The 19,480-nt window shown below is 72.1% G+C and carries 14 protein-coding genes; 3 read left to right on the top strand and 11 right to left on the bottom strand.

What is annotated here, in order from left to right; genetic code table 11:
* Nucleotides 1–137: 137 nt before the first annotated feature.
* The 3 genes from ACIRFH_RS27625 to ACIRFH_RS27615 form a co-directional block, all read right to left on the bottom strand.
* On the bottom strand, nt 138–1,055 hold the full coding sequence (locus tag ACIRFH_RS27625) for an ADP-ribosylglycohydrolase family protein (protein WP_403526279.1): 918 nt from the start codon (nt 1,053–1,055) through the stop codon (nt 138–140).
* Between the two features lie 12 nt (nt 1,056–1,067).
* The gene (locus tag ACIRFH_RS27620; protein ID WP_403526276.1) at nt 1,068–1,727 is read right to left on the bottom strand and encodes a histidine phosphatase family protein; all 660 of its coding nucleotides are present in this window, start codon (nt 1,725–1,727) and stop codon (nt 1,068–1,070) included.
* 63 nt (nt 1,728–1,790) lie between these two features.
* On the bottom strand, nt 1,791–2,396 hold the full coding sequence (locus ACIRFH_RS27615) for a YdbC family protein (protein ID WP_403526273.1): 606 nt from the start codon (nt 2,394–2,396) through the stop codon (nt 1,791–1,793).
* A gap of 156 nt (nt 2,397–2,552) precedes the next feature.
* Between ACIRFH_RS27615 and ACIRFH_RS27610 the strand changes: the two genes are divergently transcribed.
* Nucleotides 2,553–3,086, top strand: a complete 534-nt coding sequence (locus ACIRFH_RS27610; protein WP_403526270.1) for a TerD family protein — start codon at nt 2,553–2,555, stop codon at nt 3,084–3,086.
* 74 nt (nt 3,087–3,160) lie between these two features.
* Here ACIRFH_RS27610 and ACIRFH_RS27605 read toward each other — a convergent pair whose 3' ends face one another.
* Nucleotides 3,161–6,055 (bottom strand): vitamin B12-dependent ribonucleotide reductase, encoded by a 2,895-nt coding sequence (locus ACIRFH_RS27605; RefSeq protein WP_403526267.1) that lies wholly within the window; start codon nt 6,053–6,055, stop codon nt 3,161–3,163.
* Between the two features lie 165 nt (nt 6,056–6,220).
* Nucleotides 6,221–6,772, bottom strand: coding sequence for a transcriptional regulator NrdR (nrdR, locus tag ACIRFH_RS27600; protein ID WP_403526265.1), 552 nt, complete (start codon nt 6,770–6,772; stop codon nt 6,221–6,223).
* Between the two features lie 565 nt (nt 6,773–7,337).
* Between nrdR and lexA the strand changes: the two genes are divergently transcribed.
* On the top strand, nt 7,338–8,117 hold the full coding sequence (gene lexA / locus ACIRFH_RS27595) for a transcriptional repressor LexA (protein ID WP_403526262.1): 780 nt from the start codon (nt 7,338–7,340) through the stop codon (nt 8,115–8,117).
* 101 nt (nt 8,118–8,218) lie between these two features.
* Here lexA and ACIRFH_RS27590 read toward each other — a convergent pair whose 3' ends face one another.
* From ACIRFH_RS27590 to ACIRFH_RS27575, 4 genes are all read right to left on the bottom strand, one after another.
* Nucleotides 8,219–10,195, bottom strand: coding sequence for an ATP-dependent DNA helicase (locus ACIRFH_RS27590; protein WP_403526259.1), 1,977 nt, complete (start codon nt 10,193–10,195; stop codon nt 8,219–8,221).
* A gap of 128 nt (nt 10,196–10,323) precedes the next feature.
* Nucleotides 10,324–11,061, bottom strand: coding sequence for a GNAT family N-acetyltransferase (locus ACIRFH_RS27585; RefSeq protein ID WP_403526256.1), 738 nt, complete (start codon nt 11,059–11,061; stop codon nt 10,324–10,326).
* Nucleotides 11,062–11,107: 46 nt separating this feature from the next.
* Entirely contained in the window at nt 11,108–13,012 is a 1,905-nt protein-coding gene (locus ACIRFH_RS27580) for an IucA/IucC family protein (protein WP_403526253.1), read from the bottom strand.
* Between the two features lie 51 nt (nt 13,013–13,063).
* On the bottom strand, nt 13,064–14,515 hold the full coding sequence (locus tag ACIRFH_RS27575) for an aminotransferase class III-fold pyridoxal phosphate-dependent enzyme (RefSeq protein WP_403526250.1): 1,452 nt from the start codon (nt 14,513–14,515) through the stop codon (nt 13,064–13,066).
* A gap of 309 nt (nt 14,516–14,824) precedes the next feature.
* On the opposite strand from ACIRFH_RS27575, the gene ACIRFH_RS27570 reads away from it, so the two are divergent.
* Complete coding sequence (locus ACIRFH_RS27570) at nt 14,825–16,054, top strand: trypsin-like serine peptidase (protein WP_403526247.1); 1,230 nt, start codon at nt 14,825–14,827, stop codon at nt 16,052–16,054.
* Nucleotides 16,055–16,253: 199 nt separating this feature from the next.
* Here ACIRFH_RS27570 and hflX read toward each other — a convergent pair whose 3' ends face one another.
* Both hflX and ACIRFH_RS27560 read right to left on the bottom strand, forming a co-directional pair.
* Nucleotides 16,254–17,747, bottom strand: a complete 1,494-nt coding sequence (hflX, locus tag ACIRFH_RS27565; protein ID WP_403526244.1) for a GTPase HflX — start codon at nt 17,745–17,747, stop codon at nt 16,254–16,256.
* 150 nt (nt 17,748–17,897) lie between these two features.
* The gene (locus ACIRFH_RS27560) at nt 17,898–19,421 is read right to left on the bottom strand and encodes a M1 family metallopeptidase (RefSeq protein ID WP_403526241.1); all 1,524 of its coding nucleotides are present in this window, start codon (nt 19,419–19,421) and stop codon (nt 17,898–17,900) included.
* Nucleotides 19,422–19,480 lie beyond the last annotated feature (59 nt).

The following is a 19,480-nucleotide window of genomic DNA, read 5'->3' as shown; positions in this document are numbered from 1 at the left end:
GCGGGGGGCGGGCCGGCCCTCGCGGGCCGGGCGGGGCCCCGGAGGGGCCCGCCCCGGGGGGGCGGGGCCGCCGGCCGGGGGTCGGGGGTCACGCGGCGCCCCCGGGCCCGCCGGGCGGCGGGCCAGGGGCCGACGAGTCACCCTGCGGACCTGTCCGCGCCGGCCGTCCAGCTCGGCAGCGCCTCGGTGCGGGCCGCCCACTCGGCCGGCGGCGCGCCCGCCCGGCCGGCGGCGACCACCCCGCCCACGATCGCGCAGGTCGTGTCCACGTCCCCGCCGACCTGGGCGGTCGTCCAGAAGGCGTGCGCGTAGTCGTCGAGGGCCCGCGCGGCGGACCAGAGTGCGAAGGGGACCGTGTCATGGGCGGTCGTACGCCTGCCGCAGCCCAGTACGGCGGCGACGGTGGCCGCGTCGCCGTAGTCGAGCATGTCCCGGGCGCGGCGCAGCCCGGCGCCGACGGCGCTCTTCGGTACCAGCGCGATCACCCCGTCGAGGAGCGCGTGCGCCCCGGGCGGGCCGTCGGCCGACGCGGCCAGCGCGGCGGCGGCGGCGACGGCCATGGCGCCGACCACCGCCTCGCGGTGCTGGTGCGTGGGGTAGGCCGAGATCTCGGCCTGGTGCGTCGCCTGCTCCGGGTCGTCCGCGTACCAGGCGCCCAGGGGGGCGATGCGCATCGCGGCACCGTTGCCCCAGGACCCCTGGCCGTTGAAGAGCGCGGCGGCGAGCTCGCGCCAGTCACCGCCCTCCCGGACCTGCCGCAGCAGCCGGTCGACCGCCGGCCCATAGCCGCGGTCGACGTCGTGGTGCTCGGCGAAGGAGCGTGCCAGGGCGTCCTGGTCGATGCGGTGGTGGGCGGCCAGGACGGCTACCACGGAGGCGGCCATCTCGGTGTCGTCGGTCCACCGCCAGGTCCCCGGCGGCAGCTCGCGGCGCCCCAGCAGCGGATAGTTCGCGGGCACGAGGAACTGTGAGCCCAGCGCGTCCCCCACCGACAGTCCGCGCAGGCTGGCCAGGGCCCGGTCCAGGCACTCGTCAGGAGATGAATGAGCGGTCATCGCCCTGCCACCTTATCCCGTCATTCCGTACGATTCCGGATCCCGCCACCGCTCGAAGGGCCGGTCCAGCGCGTACTTGCCGTCCTCGCCCAGCACGAGCATCCTGACCTCTCCGTTCCCGGGGTTCGACAGCGACTCGAACTCCGCGACCGTCCAGTGGAACCACCGCATGCAGAACAGACGCATCGCCAGTCCGTGGGTGACCAGGAGGACGTTCGGCGGGTGGTCGGGGTCCTCGAAGCTGCGGAACAGGCTCTCCAGGAAGCCACCGACCCGGTCGTAGACGTCGGCGCCGGACTCGCCCTGCGCGAAGCGGTAGAAGAAGTGGCCGTAGGCGTCGCGGTAGGCCTTCTGCAGGCGTACGTCGTCGCGGTCCTGCCAGTTCCCCCAGTCCTGCTCGCGCAGCCGGGGTTCCTCCCGTATCCGTATGAGCTCGGGGTCGAGGTGGAAGGCCCGCAGCGTCTCGTGCGTGCGGCGGTAGGGGGAGACGTACACGCTGACGCGCTCGCGGCCGAACACCTCGCGCAGCTTCCTGCCCGTCTCCTCGGCCTCCGCCCAGCCCCGCTCGGTCAGGGCGAGCGCGTGGTCGGGTTCGCGCTCGTACACGGAGTCGTCGACGTTGCCCGTCGACTCGCCGTGCCGGACGAGAACGATGCGCCGTGGTCGTGCCATGCCGGAAACCCTAGATCGTGGAACGCGGAACCGAGGACTCGCGCCTGCCCCGTACGGCGCAGGTCACACGGTCCAGGACGGTTCCAGCTGCACGATGTCCCCCGTGAGGGCCGCGATGTCGGCCTCCGTCTGGGCGCGCAGGGCGAGCCGTTCCACCCTCTCGGTGCGGTACTTGCCGTGTTCGGCGGCCGACCGCCACATCGACAGCACCAGGTATTCGTTGCCGGGCGCCTCGCCGAACAGGCCGCGGATCATGCCGGGCGAGCCGGCCATCGCGGGGTTCCAGACCTTCTCCTGCATCAGCACGTAGTGCTCGGCCCGGTCCTCGTGGACGCGGCAGAGGGCGACCCGCAGCAGGTCGGCGTCCGTGAAGCGCGGTTCGAAGCCGGTCTTCACGTCGAACCGGTGATCGAAGAGCCTGACCTGGGCGTCCTTGAAGGTGCCCGCCTGGGCCGAGGCGAGCCGGTCGTGCGAGCGTGCCATGAAGGAGTCGTAGAAGGTCCTGCTCTCCCAGAAGGAGAAGATGTGTGCCACGTCCGGCCGTCCCCGGCTCCAGCCACCCCCCTGTCCCCGAAAACCCGGCTCCCCCGGAAGCCCCGCCCACTTCCGCTGCCCCCGCTCGAAACCGCGGCGGTCGACCACGGTGCAGCGAATCCACTTGACCAGCACCGCGCCATGGTAAGGCCAGGGGAGGCGGCACCGGTCGCTCTCCGGCGGACCGCTCTTCCGCTGCGGCGTCCTGGCGCATGGCAGGATGGACAACCTGTCGGCGTCGTTCGGCAGTTGGGGTGGCGGGGCAAGGCAGGACCGGGGAAGGGGAAGTCTGTGAACGGCCTCAGCAAGGGGATCCGCAAGGTCGAGGTCGCGCTGCGTTGGGATCCGAGTCCGGCGGGAGCACCGGCCGCCGACCTGGACGTCGTCGCCGGAACATATCCGGCGGACGATCCGTACGGGGACCCCGTCTACGTGGTGCACTTCGACAGCCGCTCTCCCGACGGCACGATCTATCTGAACCGGGACAGCAAGGACGGCAAGGGCTTCGGCTACGACGAGGTCATGACGCTGGAGCTGGAACGGCTGGACGCCCGGTACGCGCGCGTGGTGGTCGGGGTCGTGATCCAGCAGCGCTCCGGGCACCGGACCTTCGGCGGCGTGACCAACCCGGGCCTGCGCATCCGGGAGGGCTACACCGTGCTGGCCGAGGACGGCTTCGGCGGTGTCCCCGCGGCGACGGCGGCGACGGTCGCGGAGTTCGTCCGGGACGCGACGGGGGCGTGGGAGTTCCGCGGCGGCGTCCACGGCTTCGAGGGCGACCCGGCGACGTTCACCGGCGTCATGGGCGCGGCTCGCCGGCCCTGATCCCCTGCGGGTGACGGCATGGGCAAGGGGCGTCGGCCGAGGGCCGACGCCCCTTGCTCACGGGGTCATGCCGATCAGCTGCAGCCGCTGGTCGAGCCGCAGCCCTCGCAGATGTAGCAGGAACCGGCCCGCTGCATCTTCGTGCCGCAGGAGAAGCACAGCGGGGCGTCGGCCTGGATGCCCAGCTGCATCTCCACCAGCTCGGCGCTGGTGTGCGCCTCCTTCGGAGCGGGCTTGACCACCTCGGCCTCGGCCTTCGGCGTGGCGACGGCCTTCAGCTCCTGGGCGCGCGGCGCCGACTGGGCCAGTCCCTCGACGTCGACCTCGTCGTCGGACGGCTCGTACGAACCGGTCTCCAGGTGCCGCTGGCGCTCCTCGGCCGAGTGGATGCCGAGGGCGGAGCGGGTCTCGAAGGGCAGGAAGTCCAGCGCCAGGCGGCGGAAGATGTAGTCGACGATCGACTGCGCCATCCGCACGTCCGGGTCGTCCGTCATGCCGGCCGGCTCGAAGCGCATGTTGGTGAACTTCGAGACGTACGTCTCCAGCGGCACGCCGTACTGGAGGCCGACGGAGACCGCGATGGAGAAGGCGTCCATCATGCCCGCGAGGGTGGAGCCCTGCTTGGACATCTTCAGGAAGACCTCGCCGAGGCCGTCGTCCGGGTAGGAGTTGGCGGTCATGTAGCCCTCGGCGCCACCGACCGTGAACGAGGTGGTGATGCCGGGACGTCCCTTCGGGAGGCGCTTGCGGACCGGGCGGTACTCGACCACCTTCTCGACCGCGGCGCGGATCGTCTCCTCGGCCTTCTCGGTGACCTCGGCCTTCTCCTTCTCTTTGGTCTTCGCGGAGAGCGGCTGGCCGACCTTGCAGTTGTCCCGGTAGATCGCGAGCGCCTTGACGCCGAGCTTCCAGGCCTCGAAGTAGATCTCCTCGACCTCCTCGACGGTCGCCGTCTCCGGCATGTTGACCGTCTTGGAGATGGCGCCGGAGATCCAGGGCTGGATCGCGGCCATCATGCGGACGTGGCCCATCGGGGAGATGGCACGCTCGCCCATGGCGCAGTCGAACACCTCGTAGTGCTCGGGCTTGAGGCCGGGGGCGTCGATCACGTTGCCGTTCTCGGCGATGTGGGCGACGATCGCCTCGATCTGCTCCTCCTGGTAGCCCAGGCGGCGCAGGGCCTGCGGGACGGTGCCGTTGACGATCTGCATCGAGCCGCCGCCGACGAGCTTCTTGAACTTGACCAGGGCGAGGTCGGGCTCGACACCGGTGGTGTCGCAGGACATGGCCAGACCGATGGTGCCGGTCGGGGCGAGCACGGACGCCTGCGAGTTGCGGAAACCGTTCTTCTCGCCGAGGCGCAGCACGTCCTGCCAGGCCTCGGTGGCGGCGGCCCACACCGGGGTGTCCAGGTCGTCCATGCGCACGGCGGTGCCGTTGGCGTCGGAGTGCTGCTTCATGACGCGCTGGTGGGCGTCCGCGTTGCGGGCGTAGCCGTCGTACGGGCCGACGACCGCGGCGAGCTCGGCGGAGCGGCGGTAGGCGGTGCCCGTCATCAGGGAGGTGATGGCACCGGCGAGGGCGCGGCCGCCGTCGGAGTCGTAGGCGTGGCCGGTGGCCATCAGCAGGGCGCCGAGGTTGGCGTAGCCGATGCCGAGCTGACGGAAGGCGCGGGTGTTCTCGCCGATCTTCTGGGTCGGGAAGTCCGCGAAGCAGATCGAGATGTCCATCGCGGTGATGACCAGCTCGACGACCTTCTGGAAGCGCTCGGTCTCGAAGGACTGGTTGCCCTTGCCGTCGTCCTTCAGGAACTTCATCAGGTTCAGCGAGGCCAGGTTGCAGGACGTGTTGTCCAGGTGCATGTACTCGCTGCAGGGGTTCGAGCCGTTGATCCGGCCGGACTCCGGGCAGGTGTGCCAGTGGTTGATCGTGTCGTCGTACTGGATGCCCGGGTCGGCGCAGGCCCAGGCGGCCTCGGCCATCTTGCGGAAGAGGGACTTGGCCTCGATCTCCTCGATGACCTCACCGGTCATGCGGGCCCGCAGACCGAACTTGCCGCCCTGCTCGACCGCCTTCATGAACTCGTCGTTCACGCGGACCGAGTTGTTGGCGTTCTGGTACTGGACGGACGTGATGTCGTCGCCGCCCAGGTCCATGTCGAAGCCCGCGTCGCGCAGGGCGCGGATCTTCTCCTCTTCCTTGACCTTGGTCTCGATGAAGTTCTCCACGTCGGGGTGGTCGACGTCGAGGATGACCATCTTGGCGGCGCGGCGGGTGGCGCCACCGGACTTGATCGTGCCGGCGGAGGCGTCCGCGCCGCGCATGAAGGAGACCGGGCCGGAGGCGTTGCCGCCGGAGGAGAGCAGCTCCTTGGAGGAGCGGATGCGGGAGAGGTTCAGGCCGGCGCCGGAGCCGCCCTTGAAGATCATGCCCTCTTCCTTGTACCAGTCGAGGATCGACTCCATGGAGTCGTCGACGGACAGGATGAAGCAGGCGGAGACCTGCTGCGGCTGGGGCGTGCCGACGTTGAACCAGACCGGGCTGTTGAAGCTGAAGATCTGGTGCAGGAGGGCGTAGGCCAGCTCGTGCTCGAAGATCTCGGCGTCGGCGGGCGAGGCGAAGTACTTGTGGTCCTCACCGGCCTTCCGGTACGTCTTCACGATGCGGTCGATGAGCTGCTTCAGGCTCACCTCGCGCTGCGGGGTGCCGACGGCACCGCGGAAGTACTTGCTGGTGACGATGTTGACCGCGTTCACCGACCAGAAGTCGGGGAACTCGACGCCGCGCTGCTCGAAGTTGACCGAGCCGTCGCGCCAGTTGGTCATGACGACGTCACGACGCTCCCAGGCCACCTCGTCGTAGGGGTGGACCCCGGGAGTGGTGTGGACGCGCTCGATACGGAGTCCCTTGCCCGCCTTGGTGCCCTTGGCGCGGGAGCTCCGTGCCGGACCGCTCGCCGTCTCTGTCATGCCGCCTCCCATATACGGGCGAAAACGCCCTGAAGTGCCCCGATTGTTTCCGTGGCACGGTGTTCTGTCTGGTGTCGCGGGCCCCTGTGACTCCGCCCGCGACAGGTCTTTCTCACTCGCCGCCGCCCGCCGGGCCCGGTTCCTGCGTCCGGGTCCGGCCGCCGGTCAGTCGGCGGCGCCTGCGGGTTCGGGGACCTGTGCCGTCCCCGTGGGCCCGCGGTCGTCTTCCTGGCTCCCCGCGCCGGCCTCGTCGCCGTCTTCGCCGGGAAGCCCCGTCGCCTCCCTCAGCTCCGCGATCGCGGCCTCGAAGTCCTCGAGCGAGTCGAACGCCCGGTAGACCGAGGCGAACCGCAGATAGGCGACGAGGTCGAGCTCCTGCAACGGGCCGAGTATGGCCAGTCCCACGTCGTGGGTGGTCAGCTCGGCGCTCCCGGTGGCCCGCACCGCCTCCTCGACCCGCTGACCGAGCTGGGCGAGCGCGTCCTCGGTGACGGGCCGGCCCTGGCAGGCCTTGCGCACACCGTTGATGATCTTGGTTCGGCTGAACGGCTCGGTGACCCCGGACCGCTTCACCACCATGAGCGAGCACGTCTCCACGGTCGTGAAACGACGGGAGCAGTCGGGGCACTGGCGGCGCCTGCGGATCGACGTACCGTCGTCGGTCGTACGGCTGTCGACGACGCGGCTGTCGGGATGCCTGCAGAAGGGGCAGTGCATGAACTCCCAACCCTCCTCACAGCAGACTCGAAATAGCCTCACGAGACCCTTCGGGCCCCTCGAAGCAGCCCCAAGCATAGGCGATCACAGCGGGCTCGAAGACCAGGGTCACCACAACTTGTGGGCCGCTCCCGTAATCCAACCACTACATGTGGTGCTTGACTCATACATTCACGCTCGGCACGCGTGTCGCGCCCGCAGCCGCGGGACCCTCCGTGACGCGGGGCCGCACGCGGGCGTGCGCCGTCCCGCCGCATGCGGAGATGCGGTGAGCGCCGCGGGGAGGGGCCGTGCGGCTACCGCGCAGATGGGCGCGGGCCCCCGTCGGACGGGGCGCCCGGTGACAGACTGGGGCGGCGGCCGACGAGGGCGCCGTCCGGCGGCGAGGGTACAGCAAGAGGCCCTTCCGCCCGCCGGGCGCGGACAACCGGACGCCGCGATGGCCATACACCCAGTCCCCCTTCAGGGGCGGGCGATTCGCGTTTTTTCACTCGAACGTGTGTTTGGCGCAACCTTTCGAAGCCACTACCGTTGTGCAGCAGGGAGACCATCGAGAGGGGCCGACGTGACCACCACTGCCGACAGTGCCACCATCACCGCCCAGGACCGCTCCCAGGGCCGACCTGAGCCGGTGCACGCGATGAGCGACACCATGAATCCCGAGGGGACCAAGCGCTCCCTGCCGGGCCGACCTCCCGGCATCCGGGCGGACAGCTCGGGACTCACCGACCGCCAGCGCCGGGTGATCGAGGTCATCCGGGACTCCGTGCAGCGGCGGGGCTACCCGCCGTCGATGCGGGAGATCGGCCAGGCCGTCGGCCTCTCCAGCACTTCCTCCGTCGCACACCAGCTGATGGCACTGGAGCGCAAGGGCTTCCTGCGCCGCGACCCGCACCGCCCGCGCGCCTACGAGGTGCGCGGCTCCGACCAGGCCGCCGCCGTGCCGCCCGCGGACACCGCCGGCAAGCCCGCCGCGTCCTACGTCCCACTCGTCGGGCGCATCGCCGCCGGTGGCCCGATCCTCGCCGAGGAGTCCGTGGAGGACGTCTTCCCGCTGCCCCGGCAGCTGGTCGGAGACGGCGAACTCTTCGTCCTGAAGGTCGTCGGCGACTCGATGATCGAGGCCGCCATCTGCGACGGCGACTGGGTCACGGTCCGCCGCCAGCCGGTCGCCGAGAACGGCGACATCGTGGCCGCGATGCTCGACGGCGAAGCCACCGTCAAGCGCTTCAAGCGCGAGGACGGGCACGTCTGGCTCCTCCCGCACAACTCGGCGTACGAGCCCATCCCGGGAGACGACGCGACCATCCTCGGCAAGGTGGTGGCCGTACTGCGCCGCGTCTGAGCGCCACGCCGGGCGGGTCCTGCACGACAGCGACCCGCCGGCCCCGACCGGGCCCCGGAACCTCTGCGCCGGTTCCGGGGCCCCGCGCTGTCCGGGCCTCCTCAGCCGTTTTCCGACTGCCGCGCCGCCGCGTCGATGGCGGCCAGCGACTTGCGCACCTGGTTACGGTCCGTGGTGAACCAGAAGTCGGGCAGTGACGCTTTCAGATAACTCCCGTACCGGGCCGTGGCCAGCCGCTGGTCCAGCACGGCGACCACACCGCGGTCGCCCGACGCCCGGACGAGGCGGCCGGCGCCCTGCGCCATGAGCAGCGCGGCATGCGTGGCGGCGACCGCCATGAAGCCGTTGCCCCCGGCCTCCTCGACCGCCTTCTGGCGGGCGCTCATCAGAGGGTCGTCCGGGCGCGGGAACGGGATCTTGTCCATGACGACCAGCTGGCAGCTGGGGCCGGGGACGTCCACGCCCTGCCACAGGGACAGCGTGCCGAACAGACAGGTCTTCGGATCGGCGGCGAAATTCTTGATCAGCTCGCCGAGCGTCTCCTCGCCCTGGAGGAGGATCGGGTACTCGGGGATGCGGGAACGCAGCTCCTCGGCGGCCAGCTGGGCCGCCCGCATCGAGGAGAACAGGCCCAGCGTGCGACCGCCGGCCGCCTGGATCAGTTCCGTGAGCTCGTCGAGCATGTCACCGCGGTCGCCGTCCCGCGCGGGCCGGGCCAGGTGCTTGGCGACGTACAGGATGCCCTGCTTGCGGTAGTCGAAGGGCGAGCCGACGTCGACGCCCTTCCACTGGGGGACGTCGTCGCCCTCCGTGCCCTCGGGGGCGAGACCGAGCGAGGCGCCGACACCGTTGAAGTCGCCGCCGAGCTTCAGCGTCGCCGAGGTCAGCACGACGGAGCGGTCGGTGAAGAGCTTCTCGCGGAGCAGGCCCGAGACAGACATGGGTGCGACGCGCAGGGACGCACCGAAGCGGTCATGGCGCTCGTACCAGACGACGTCCCACTCGGAGCCGTTCGTGATCCGCTCCGCCACGTCGTGGACGGACTCCACCGAGGCCAGGGCCTGCTTGCGGACCGCGTCCTCGTCCTGCACGGACCTGTCCTTCGTGGCGCCGATCGCGGAGATGACCGTACGGCAGGCGTCGCGCAGCGCCATCAGGGCGTAGCCGAGGTCCTCCGGGATCTCCTCGAGCCGGCCGGGCAGGGCCAGTTCCATCAGCCGCTCGAAGCCCTCCGCGGCCGTCTGGAGCTGGTCGGCGGCCTTCTCGTCGACGAGCTTCGCCGCCCGCCGCACCGCCCGGTTGACCTGGCCGGGAGTGAGCTCGCCGGTGGCCACTCCGGTGACCCGGGACACCAGCTCGTGCGCCTCGTCGACGATCAGCACCTCGTGCTGCGGCAGCACCGGCGCGCCCTCGATGGCGTCGATCGCGAGCAGCGCGTGGTTGGTGACGACGACCTGCGCGAGCTTGGCGCGCTCCCGGGCCATCTCCGCGAAGCACTCCGCGCCGTAGGCGCACTTCGAGGCGCCCAGGCACTCCCGCGAGGACACCGACACCTGCGACCAGGCCCGGTCGGAGACGCCGGGCGTGAGGTCGTCGCGGTCGCCCGTCTCCGTCTCGTCCGCCCAGTCCCGCATCCGCAGCAGGTCCTGGCCCAGCTTGCTGGTGGGGGCGGCGGCCTCGAACTGGTCGAACAGGCCCTCCTCCTCGTCCTGCGGAACGCCCTCGTGGAGCCGGTGCAGGCACAGGTAGTTCGACCGGCCCTTGAGCATCGCGAACTCCGGGCGACGGCGCAGCTGCGGGTGCAGGGCGTCGACCGTGCGCGGCAGGTCCCGCTCCACGAGCTGGCGCTGCAGGGCCAGCGTCGCGGTGGCCACGACGACGCGCTCCCCGTGCGCCAGCGCGGGCACCAGGTAGCCGAGCGACTTGCCGGTGCCGGTGCCGGCCTGGACCAGCAGATGGGAACCGCTGTCGATCGCTTCCGCGACGGCTTCGGCCATGGTCACCTGACCGGGACGCTCCGTACCGCCGACGGCGGTGACGGCGGCGTGCAGGAGTTCGGGGAGTGAGGGCTTCGTCATAGCCCGACCACCCTACGGCCCGGGACTGACAAACGGGTGAGCGCGGCAGGCGGCAGGGACACGAGAGACCGGGGGGAGGGCGGGGGCAAGGCGGGCTCCTCGGCAGGCGGGGACGGGGTGGGCGGGGCCTAGGACACCTCTCGCGCGCACCGGTCCCGGACCATGAGGGCGGCCCGCTTGGTCGGCAGGTCGACCTCGGCGGCGAGCTGGAACCCGGCCTTCAGGAAGGCCTCGACGGACGGGGCGTTGCGCACGTCGGGTTCGGCGAGAACGCGTGTGCAGGCGGCCCGCCGGGTGAGGACGAGGTCGGCCACGGCCCTGATCAGGGTGGTGCCGAGGCCCCGCCCGCGGTCGGCGGCGTCGCCGATGAGGAGGTGGATGCCCGTGTCGTGCGGTCGGACGGGACAGTAGCGGGCCAGCGGGTCGAGGTCGGCCCGGTAGATCTCCCAGTAGCTCATCGGCGTCCCCTCCAGCAGGCCGAGGCACGGAACACTGCGTCCGTCGCCGGTGAGCTGGGCCCGTAGGTGGTCCTCGGTCACGCTCTGCGGCCCGGCCAGCTCCCAGAAAGAGGCGACGGCGGGGTCGTTCATCCAGCGGCCGACGAGCGCGGCGTCCCGGTCGACCCGGACGGGCACCAGCCGGAACAGCCCCGCGGGGGTGGCGGTCGGACCCCAGTCGACGACACGGTCGAGCAGGTCGTCGCCCGCGTCCGGACCTGGAGCGGCCGGCTGTTCCCGGAAGAGGGTGACGAACTCCTCGGGCAGCTGCAGGTCCAGGGTGTCGTCCTCGTCCGTGCCGGGTTCCGGGTCGGTGCCGAGGTCGGCAGGGGCGGTGGGGGCGTCGGCGCTCGCGTCGGTGGAAGCCACGGTGTCGCTCTTTTCGGGAGGCGTGGTCGGGCGTGGTCGTCGGGTTTCAGGAGTGCAGGGGGTTGGCGATCGTGACGTAGACGGACTGGGTGTCGACCGGGCCGACGAGTTCGTCGAGGCCGTGGAGCCGGGTCAGCAGGTTGGCCTTGCAGCGCAGGACGGGCGAGTCGAGCAGCCGGGCGGGCAGCGTGCTGCGCAGGGGGGCCGGGCCCGAGGCGAGCCGGCCGAGGAAGCGGCGGAAGGCGGCGAGCAGCAGCCGTTCGTCGGCGAGGCGCTGGGAGCCGAGGGCTCCGACGAGCCCGAACACGTTGTTGATGGCGAGGTAGTAGGCGAACCGCTCGTCGGTGACCTCGTCGGAGACGAACGTGTCACTGCGGGTGCCGATGCCGGGCAGCCGGGCGTCCAGTTCCGCGCGGCGGGACTCGCGGAAGTAGTAACCCTGGTTGTCGCGGTAGCGGCCGCCGGCGGGCCAGCCGTCGGCATCCAGCAGGAGCAGGGTGTTCTGCTGGTGGGCCTCCAGGGCGATGCCGGCCTCCGCGTCCAGCCACAGCACCGGGCGGACGACGTGTTCGAGGTACCGCAGGAACCACTCGGCGGCGACCGCGCCTCGCGGGCGGCCGGTCCGCCGGGCGAGACGGGTGACGGCCTCGCCGAGCCGGGAGTTCGCGGCGGGTCCGTTCCCGCTCGCGCCGCCGGCCGGTCGGGGCGGGCCTGGGGCGACGAGTGCGGCGACGCATGAGACGTCGTCCGAGGGGCGGAACGGGTTGTGCCGGATGACGGCGTCGAGCCCCCGCACGGGCGTGCCGTCCGGTCCGTCGACGGCGATCCAGGCCGGGTCGCGGACGATGTCGAAGTCCGGGTGCGCGGCCCGCCAGCGCCGGGACAGGCCGGCGCGCAGCAGACGGTGGACCTCGACGCCGCGGTGGAGTTCCTTGCGGAGGTTCTCCCGGCAGGAGTTGGTGATGTGCAGTGCCAGGGACAGCTTGAGCATGGCGGGAGCACCGCTTCGGTACACGGTTCGCAGGGAGGACGTGGGGTGCCAGGGGTCGCCGTGCGGACCGAGGTCCCGGAGCAGTCCGGCGTCCAGCAGGGCCCGGGTCTCGGGCCGGTGCCGGACCTCGCGGAACTGCCAGGGGTGCAGGGGCAGGGCCGCGTGGCCGGCCGGTAGCGCCAGGCCCGTTCCGGCGAGGCGTGCGGTGAGCCCGGCCGCGGCGACCGGGCGCCCGCGTTCGGTCCAGGCCGAGTCGGTGGCGAGCACGCAGGGCGCGACGGCCAGCCAGTGCAGGGGGAAGGAGCCCCGCAGTTCGGGTGAGTACAGCAGGGCCTCGGAGTCGGTGAGTCCCTCGCGGCTCTTCGGGGTCGGGTGGTGGGGGTGGCCGAGGAGGAGGGCCTGTTCGGCGGTGAGGAAGAGGTCGGGACCGTCGCCGGGGTGTTCTTGGCGGTCGCGGAGGAAGACGGCGGTGCGGCGGACGGAGTCGGCCACGCGCGCGACGAGGTCGGTGCCGTGGGCGCCCGCGTCCCCGGCCGTCTCCCTCGCGAGGAGCGCGGCGACCGTCGCCGCGTCCGCCGGCGGTGCGGACGCGGAGGTTCCGGCCAGGCGCGCGGGACCGAAGCGGTGCCGGCCGGTCGGGGACCAGTAGAGGACGGGGACGATCAGGGCGGTGCCGCTGGCGGGCAGCGGAATGCGCAGGAGGCCGTCGTCCGGCGGCGGCAGGCCGGCCTCACGGGTCCAGCAGCGCAGCAGGTTTTCCACGGCCGCGGCCTGGGCGGTGCTGTGCGGATCGGGATCGGGAGTCTCCGGACCCGAGCAGTCCGGGGCCTGACCGTCCGGTACCGGGCGCTCCGTGGCCGGACGACGGGAGACGGAGTGGTCCGGGCGGTCCAGGTCCGTGTGGCCCTGGGGCCCGGGGACGGAGGCGGTGGTGGGTTCGGGCGCGGGAGTGGTGTGCAACGTGGGTCCTCGGTGACGTGCGGTGGGGGGCGGCGTCGTGGGGGGCAGGGCTCAGCCAGGAGCGTCCGGCCTGCGGGACGGGGCGCGGCCGGTACCGGGTGGCGGAGCCGCCGCCACCGCCTGGACCGCGTCGGCCAGCCGGTCCAGTACCGCCGTCGCCTGTTCCTCGGTGATGATCAGCGGCGGAAGGAGCCGTACGACGCTCGCGGACGGGCCCGCGCGGTCCACGATGAGCCCGCGTCGCAGGCACTCCCGCTGGACGGCGGCGGCCGTCTCCGGGGCGGCGCGGCCCGGCGCGGTGGTGGCGGCACCGGTGCCGTGCCCGCCGTCCGCCGCCACCAGCTCGATCCCGATCATCAGTCCCCGCCCGCGCACGTCACCGACGCAGGTGAACTCCTCGGCCAGGCCCCGCAGTCGGGCCAGCATGCGGGCACCCAGGGCACGGGCGTGCTCGGCGAGCCGGTGGGCGCGGACATGGGCGAGGGTCGCCGTGCCCGCGGCCAGGGCGAGTTGGTTGCCGCGGAAGGCGCCGGCACCGAAGTCCCCCGCGTGCAGGTCGTCGCGGTGGACCACCGCGGCCAGCGGCAGGCTGCCGCCGATCGCCTTGGAGAGGACGAGCACGTCCGGGATGATCCCGCTGTGTTCCACGGCCCAGAAGGCTCCGGTCCGTCCGACTCCCGTCTCGGTCTCGTCGGCGATCAGCGGCACGGACCGCTCGGCCGTGATCCGCCGGATACGCCGCATCCAGGCGTCGGGCGCGGGTGCCACTCCGTCGTCGCCGTGCACCGGTCGGACGATCAGCCCGGCGGGCGGTTCCTGCTCCGGCCGGTGGTCGTCGAGCACGGACTCGGCCCGCAGGGCGGCGAGTTCGACGCCGCGCTCGTCATCGGCTCCGGAGGCGCAGCGGTGGTCCTGCGGGTGCGGCAGGCGAATGGACCGCACGCCGGGTGCCGCGGACTCGTCGCTCTCCGCGCCGCGGTGGGCGTCGGTGAAGGTGATCACCCGGTCCCGTCCGGTGGCGGCGCGGACGAGTCCGACGGCGGTGGTGACCGCGTCCGTGCCGGCCGGTCCGCAGAACCGCACGCGCGCCCGGTCGGCCAGTCCGGGCGGCAGGGTGTGCAGCAGCTCGGTGACGAAGGCGTTCTCCACCGGGGTGGTGAGGTTCACGACCTGGAGCGGGGCACCGGAGTCGAGCACCTTGCGGACGGCCTCCAGCACGACCGGGTGGTTGTGGCCCAGGGCCAGCGTCCCGGCGCCGGAGACGCAGTCCAGGTAACGCCGGCCGTCCGCGCCCTCGATGGTGAGACCCCGGGCCCGGACCGGCACGATCGGCAGGGCGCGCGCGTAGGTACGGGCCGCGGGCTCGCGCGCCGGCTGTCGCTTCGGTGCGCCCTCGGGCACGGCGCGCGCCCGGGGAGCCGTCTCGCCCTCCACGCGCCCGCCGGCGGACCGCCCGGCGCTCCCGGCCTCGGACGTCCACTCCCCGTACGCGGTTTCCGCCACGGCTCCCTGTCCTCCCGCTGTGCAGAGGCGCGTCGCGTGTCGGCCTCGTCGCCGCCCTCGTCATGGGGACCGCGTCCGGACAGCAGGCCCCCCACCGCTACCAACCTCAGGCCGTTCGCCGGGTTACGGGTTGCCTCAAGATCCTTGCCGTGACGCAACCGTTGCCGTTCCGCCGGAACTCCCCCACAGCGACCGCATAGTGTGTGGTGCCGTTCCAGGACGCCGTGCGGAGCCCGCGGACCCGACTTCGGGTCCGGCGGCGGGCACGGCCGCAGCACCACTCGTTCACAGCTGGGGGAGTCACACACCATGCGATCCATACGGCCGTCGTTCACCACGCGCGGGTACAGGGGCGGGCGGCGCAGAACCTCCCCCGTGCCGGCCGCCGTGGCACTCGTCTCCGCTCTCGTGCTCACCGCCACCGCCTGCGAGTCGGGTGACACCGAGGCGGGCGGCGACGCCTCGGCCTCCGCGTCCGCGGCGCACGGCGGCAAGGGTGAGATCAGGATCCCGGACCACATCAAGGACAAGCTCAAGGAACACGGGATCGACATCGACGAGTGGAAGAACGGCGCCTGGAAGAACTGGGACAAGGACGACTGGCTGCGCGAGGCGCAGGACTACGTCAACCCGATCATCGAGGGCCTCTGGGATCCGGACCGCATGCGGGACGCCGAGGAGCCGGACCAGGGCGTCGACGACAGCGACCTCTCCGGTGACCAGGGGGTCACCGACCCGGAGCCGCAACCGGTCAAGGCCGTGGCCGTGCCGCCGTCGTACCACGAGAACGCCGCCACGGCGGGCAAGGTGTTCTTCGACTCCCCCGAGGGCACCATGGTCTGCTCGGCGACGGTCGTGCGGGACCCGGCGCATCCCGGCAAGTCGAACATGGTGTGGACGGCGGGTCACTGCGTGCACGCGGGCAAGAAGGGCGGCTGGTACCGCAACATCGCCTTCGTGCCGTCGTACAACGACTCCGGCAGGTCGACCGCCGAGCTGGAGGGCGCGACGAAGGAGCAGGTCGCTCCCTTCGGCGTGTGGTGGGGTGACTGGGCGCAGACCTCGGACCAGTGGATCGAGCAGGGCGGCTCGACCGGCGGTGACGGTGCCTCGTACGACTTCGCGGTCATCCATGTGACGCCGGAGAAGGGCGGTACCGGCAAGTCGCTGGAGGAGACGGTCGGCGCCGCGCTGCCGGTGGACTTCAAGGCGCCCGCCGTGCCACAGGTGAAGAGCGTCACCGCGACCGGCTACCCGGCCGCGCCGCCGTACGACGGCCAGAAGCTGTTCCGGTGCGCGGACAAGCCGGGCCGGCTGTCGCTGAACGCCTCGGACCCGACGATGTACCGGATCGGCTGCACCATGACCGGCGGTTCGTCGGGCGGCGGCTGGGTCGCGGCGGGCTCCGACGGCGAGCCGGCGCTCGTGTCCAACACGTCGATCGGCCCGGTGACGGCCGGCTGGCTGGCCGGTCCGCGGCTGGGCACGGAGGCCAAGGGCGTGTACGACGCGGTCAGCGGCAAGTTCGCCGGTCGGTGACCGGGCGTCGAGCACACGGGGCGGCGGGGTGCGCCGGGCGGACGCCGGCACCCCGCCGCGCGTTTCATGAGGTACGTACGGTCCGACGGAGGTCGGCGTACCGGGACATGAGCGGGACCTGCGGCGGTCGGTGATCCGCACAGGCCGAGGGCCCGCCTCCTGCGACGGCAGGGGGCGGGCCCTCGGGCGTCACGGTCTTCTAGACGAGCGGCGCCGGAGCGTACGGAGTGAGTTCCGCCGCCAGCTCCTCGTGCACCCGGACCTTGAGCAGGGTGCCCTCCGCGGTGTGCTCCTCGGAGATCACCTCGCCCTCGTCGTGGGCGCGGGCGACCAGCTTGCCGCGGGTGTACGGCACGAGCGCCTCGATCTCGACCGACGGGTGCGGCAGCTCGCTGTCGATCAGCGCGAGCAGCCCCTCGATGTTCTGGCCGGTGCGTGCCGAGACCGCGATGGACCGCTTCTCGACGCGCATCAGCCGCTGGAGCGTCAGCGGGTCGGCCAGGTCGGCCTTGTTGATCACGACGATCTCGGGTACGTCGGTGGCGCCGACGTCCCTGATCACCTCGCGCACGGCGGCCAGCTGCTCCTCCGGGGCCGGGTGCGAACCGTCCACCACGTGCAGGATCAGGTCGGAGTCGCCGACCTCCTCCATCGTGGAGCGGAACGCCTCGACCAGATGGTGCGGCAGGTGCCGGACGAAGCCGACGGTGTCCGCCAGGGTGTACAGGCGGCCGCTCGGGGTCTCCGCGCGGCGCACGGTCGGGTCGAGGGTGGCGAACAGCGCGTTCTCCACCAGCACGCCCGCGCCGGTGAGGCGGTTGAGCAGCGAGGACTTGCCGGCGTTGGTGTAGCCCGCGATGGCCACGGACGGCACCTTGTTGCGCCGACGCTCCTGGCGCTTGATCTCGCGGCCGGTCTTCATCTCCGCGATCTCCCGGCGCATCTTCGCCATCTTCTCGCGGATCCGGCGCCGGTCCGTCTCGATCTTGGTCTCACCGGGGCCGCGGGTGGCGAGGCCGCCGCCCTTGCCGCCGCCCATCTGCCGGGACAGCGACTGACCCCAGCCGCGCAGCCGCGGCAGCATGTACTGCATCTGCGCGAGCGCGACCTGCGCCTTGCCCTCTCGGGACTTGGCGTGCTGGGCGAAGATGTCCAGGATCAGGGCCGTGCGGTCGATGACCTTGACCTTGACGACGTCCTCGAGGTGGATCAGCTGGCCCGGGCTGAGCTCACCGTCGCAGATGACGGTGTCCGCGCCCGTTTCGAGGACGACGTCCCGCAGCTCCTGGGCCTTGCCGGAGCCGATGTAGGTGGCCGCGTCGGGCTTGTCGCGGCGCTGGACCACGCCGTCGAGCACGAGGGCGCCCGCGGTCTCCGCGAGGGCGGCGAGCTCCGCGAGGGAGTTCTCCGCGTCCTGCACGGTGCCCGTGGTCCAGACGCCGACGAGGACGACCCGCTCCAGGCGGAGCTGGCGGTACTCGACCTCGGTGACGTCCTCGAGCTCGGTGGACAGGCCCGCCACCCGGCGCAGAGCCGCGCGGTCGGAGCGGTCGAACTGCTCGCCGTCCCATTCCGAGTCGATCTCGTGGCTCCAGGCGACGTCCTCTTCCATCAGGGCATCGGCCCGGAGGCCCTCGGGATAGGTCTGCGCGAGACGCTTGGTGTCCTGGGAGGGGGAAGAAGAGGAGGTCATTGGATCCTTACGTAGCTGGGAAAGGTGTCGCGCGGCACTGATACCCGCGACACTGGGCACAACGCGCGAGCCACCGGGGAGATTCCCACGGCCCGTGCCGCGTCGTCCAGAAGATGGTCGCACGGCACGGGCCGTCTCGTCACCGGCTTATCAACCGCGGGCCTTGCCGGTGGGGCCCATCGGTGCCTTGTCCGTCGCCGTCGGCCTCCAGTCCGGGTGGCCGGGCATCGGCGGCGTCTTCTTCCCGTACAGCCAGCCCTGGAGGAAGCCGCCCAGGTCCCGGCCCGCGATCTCGGAGGCGAGCCGGACGAAGTCCGCGGTCGTCGCCGTGCGGTCCCGGTACCGGACGGTCCACTCCCGTTCGAGGCGCTCGAAGGCCGGGGCTCCGATCTCCTGGCGCAGGGCGTAGAGCACGAGCGCGGCGCCGTCGTAGACGTTGTCCCGGAAGATGCCGGTCTTGCTGCCCTTCTCCGGCGGTTCGGGCGCGGCCGGGGGCCCGCCCGCCGCGCGCCAGCGGTCGGACGCGCCGTAGGCGGCCTTCATCCTCGCCGTCATGGACCGGTTCGCCTTCTCCTCGGCGTACAGGGCCTCGTACCAGGTGGCGTGTCCTTCGTTGAGCCAGAGGTCGGACCAGGAGCGCGGGCTGACGCTGTCGCCGAACCACTGGTGGGCCAGCTCGTGCACCATGATCGACTCGATGTACCAGCGGGGGTAGGCGGGGTCGTCGAACAGCTCCCGCTCGAAGAGGGACAGCGTCTGGGTCTCGAGTTCGAAGCCGGTGGTGGCGTCGGCCATGAGCACGCCGTAGGTCTCGAAGGGGTAGCCGCCGATCTTGCTCTCCATCCAGGCGATCTGGTCGGGGGTCTTCTTCAGCCACGGTTCGAGTGCCGCGCGGTGCTCGGTCGGCACGACGTCGCGGACGGGCAGCCCGTGCGGGCCGGTGCGGTGCAGGACGGTGGAGCGGCCGATGGAGACCTGGGCCAGTTCGGTCGCCATGGGGTGCGCGGGCCGGTACGTCCAGGTGGTCGACCCGCCGGCCCGGTCCACGGCCGTCGGCAGCCCGTTCGCGACCGCGGTGAGCCCGTCGGGCGCGGTGACCCGGATGGTGAAGCGCGCCTTGTCGGAGGGGTGGTCGTTGCAGGGGAACACCAGGTGGGCGGCGTCGGCCTGGTTGGCCATGGCGAGCCCGTCGGAGGTGCGCACCCAGCCGCCCTCCCGGTCCTCGGGGGGCACGGGGTCGCTGCTGTGCCGCACGGTGACCCGCGTCCGCTCGCCCTTGTCGAGCGGCTCCGCGGGCGTGACCACGAGGTCCTCGCCGGCCGTGGCGAAGGCGGCGGGCTCGCCGTCGACCTCGACCGATTCGACCTTTCCGTGGGCGAAGTCGAGGTTGATCCGGTCCAGGTCCGCCGTCGTGCGGGCGTCGATGACGGTGACGGCCTTCAGCGGCTTGCTGTTGTTTCCGGAGTAGGTGAAGGACAGGTCGTACGCGGTCACGTCGTACCCGGGATTGCCCAGGTACGGGAAGAGCCGGTCGCCGACGCCCAGCGGGGCCGGCGGGGCGCTCGCGGCGACCAGGCAGACGGAGACGGACGAGGCGAGCAGCGCCGCGGTCCTGAGCCGGCGGCGGGCTCGCGCGCGGGGGCGGGAAGCCGTGGTGTGAGGGGTGTGCAGCATCCCCCACGGCTATCAGCGCGCGCGCACGCCGCGGTGACGGCGCGCGCCCGGAGCACCCG

It is taken from the genome of Streptomyces sp. NPDC093586, assembly GCF_044764905.1.
Taxonomy (GTDB): domain Bacteria; phylum Actinomycetota; class Actinomycetes; order Streptomycetales; family Streptomycetaceae; genus Streptomyces.
Note: the sequence above shows the minus strand (reverse complement) of the source record. Positions and strands in the feature narration are given on the sequence as shown.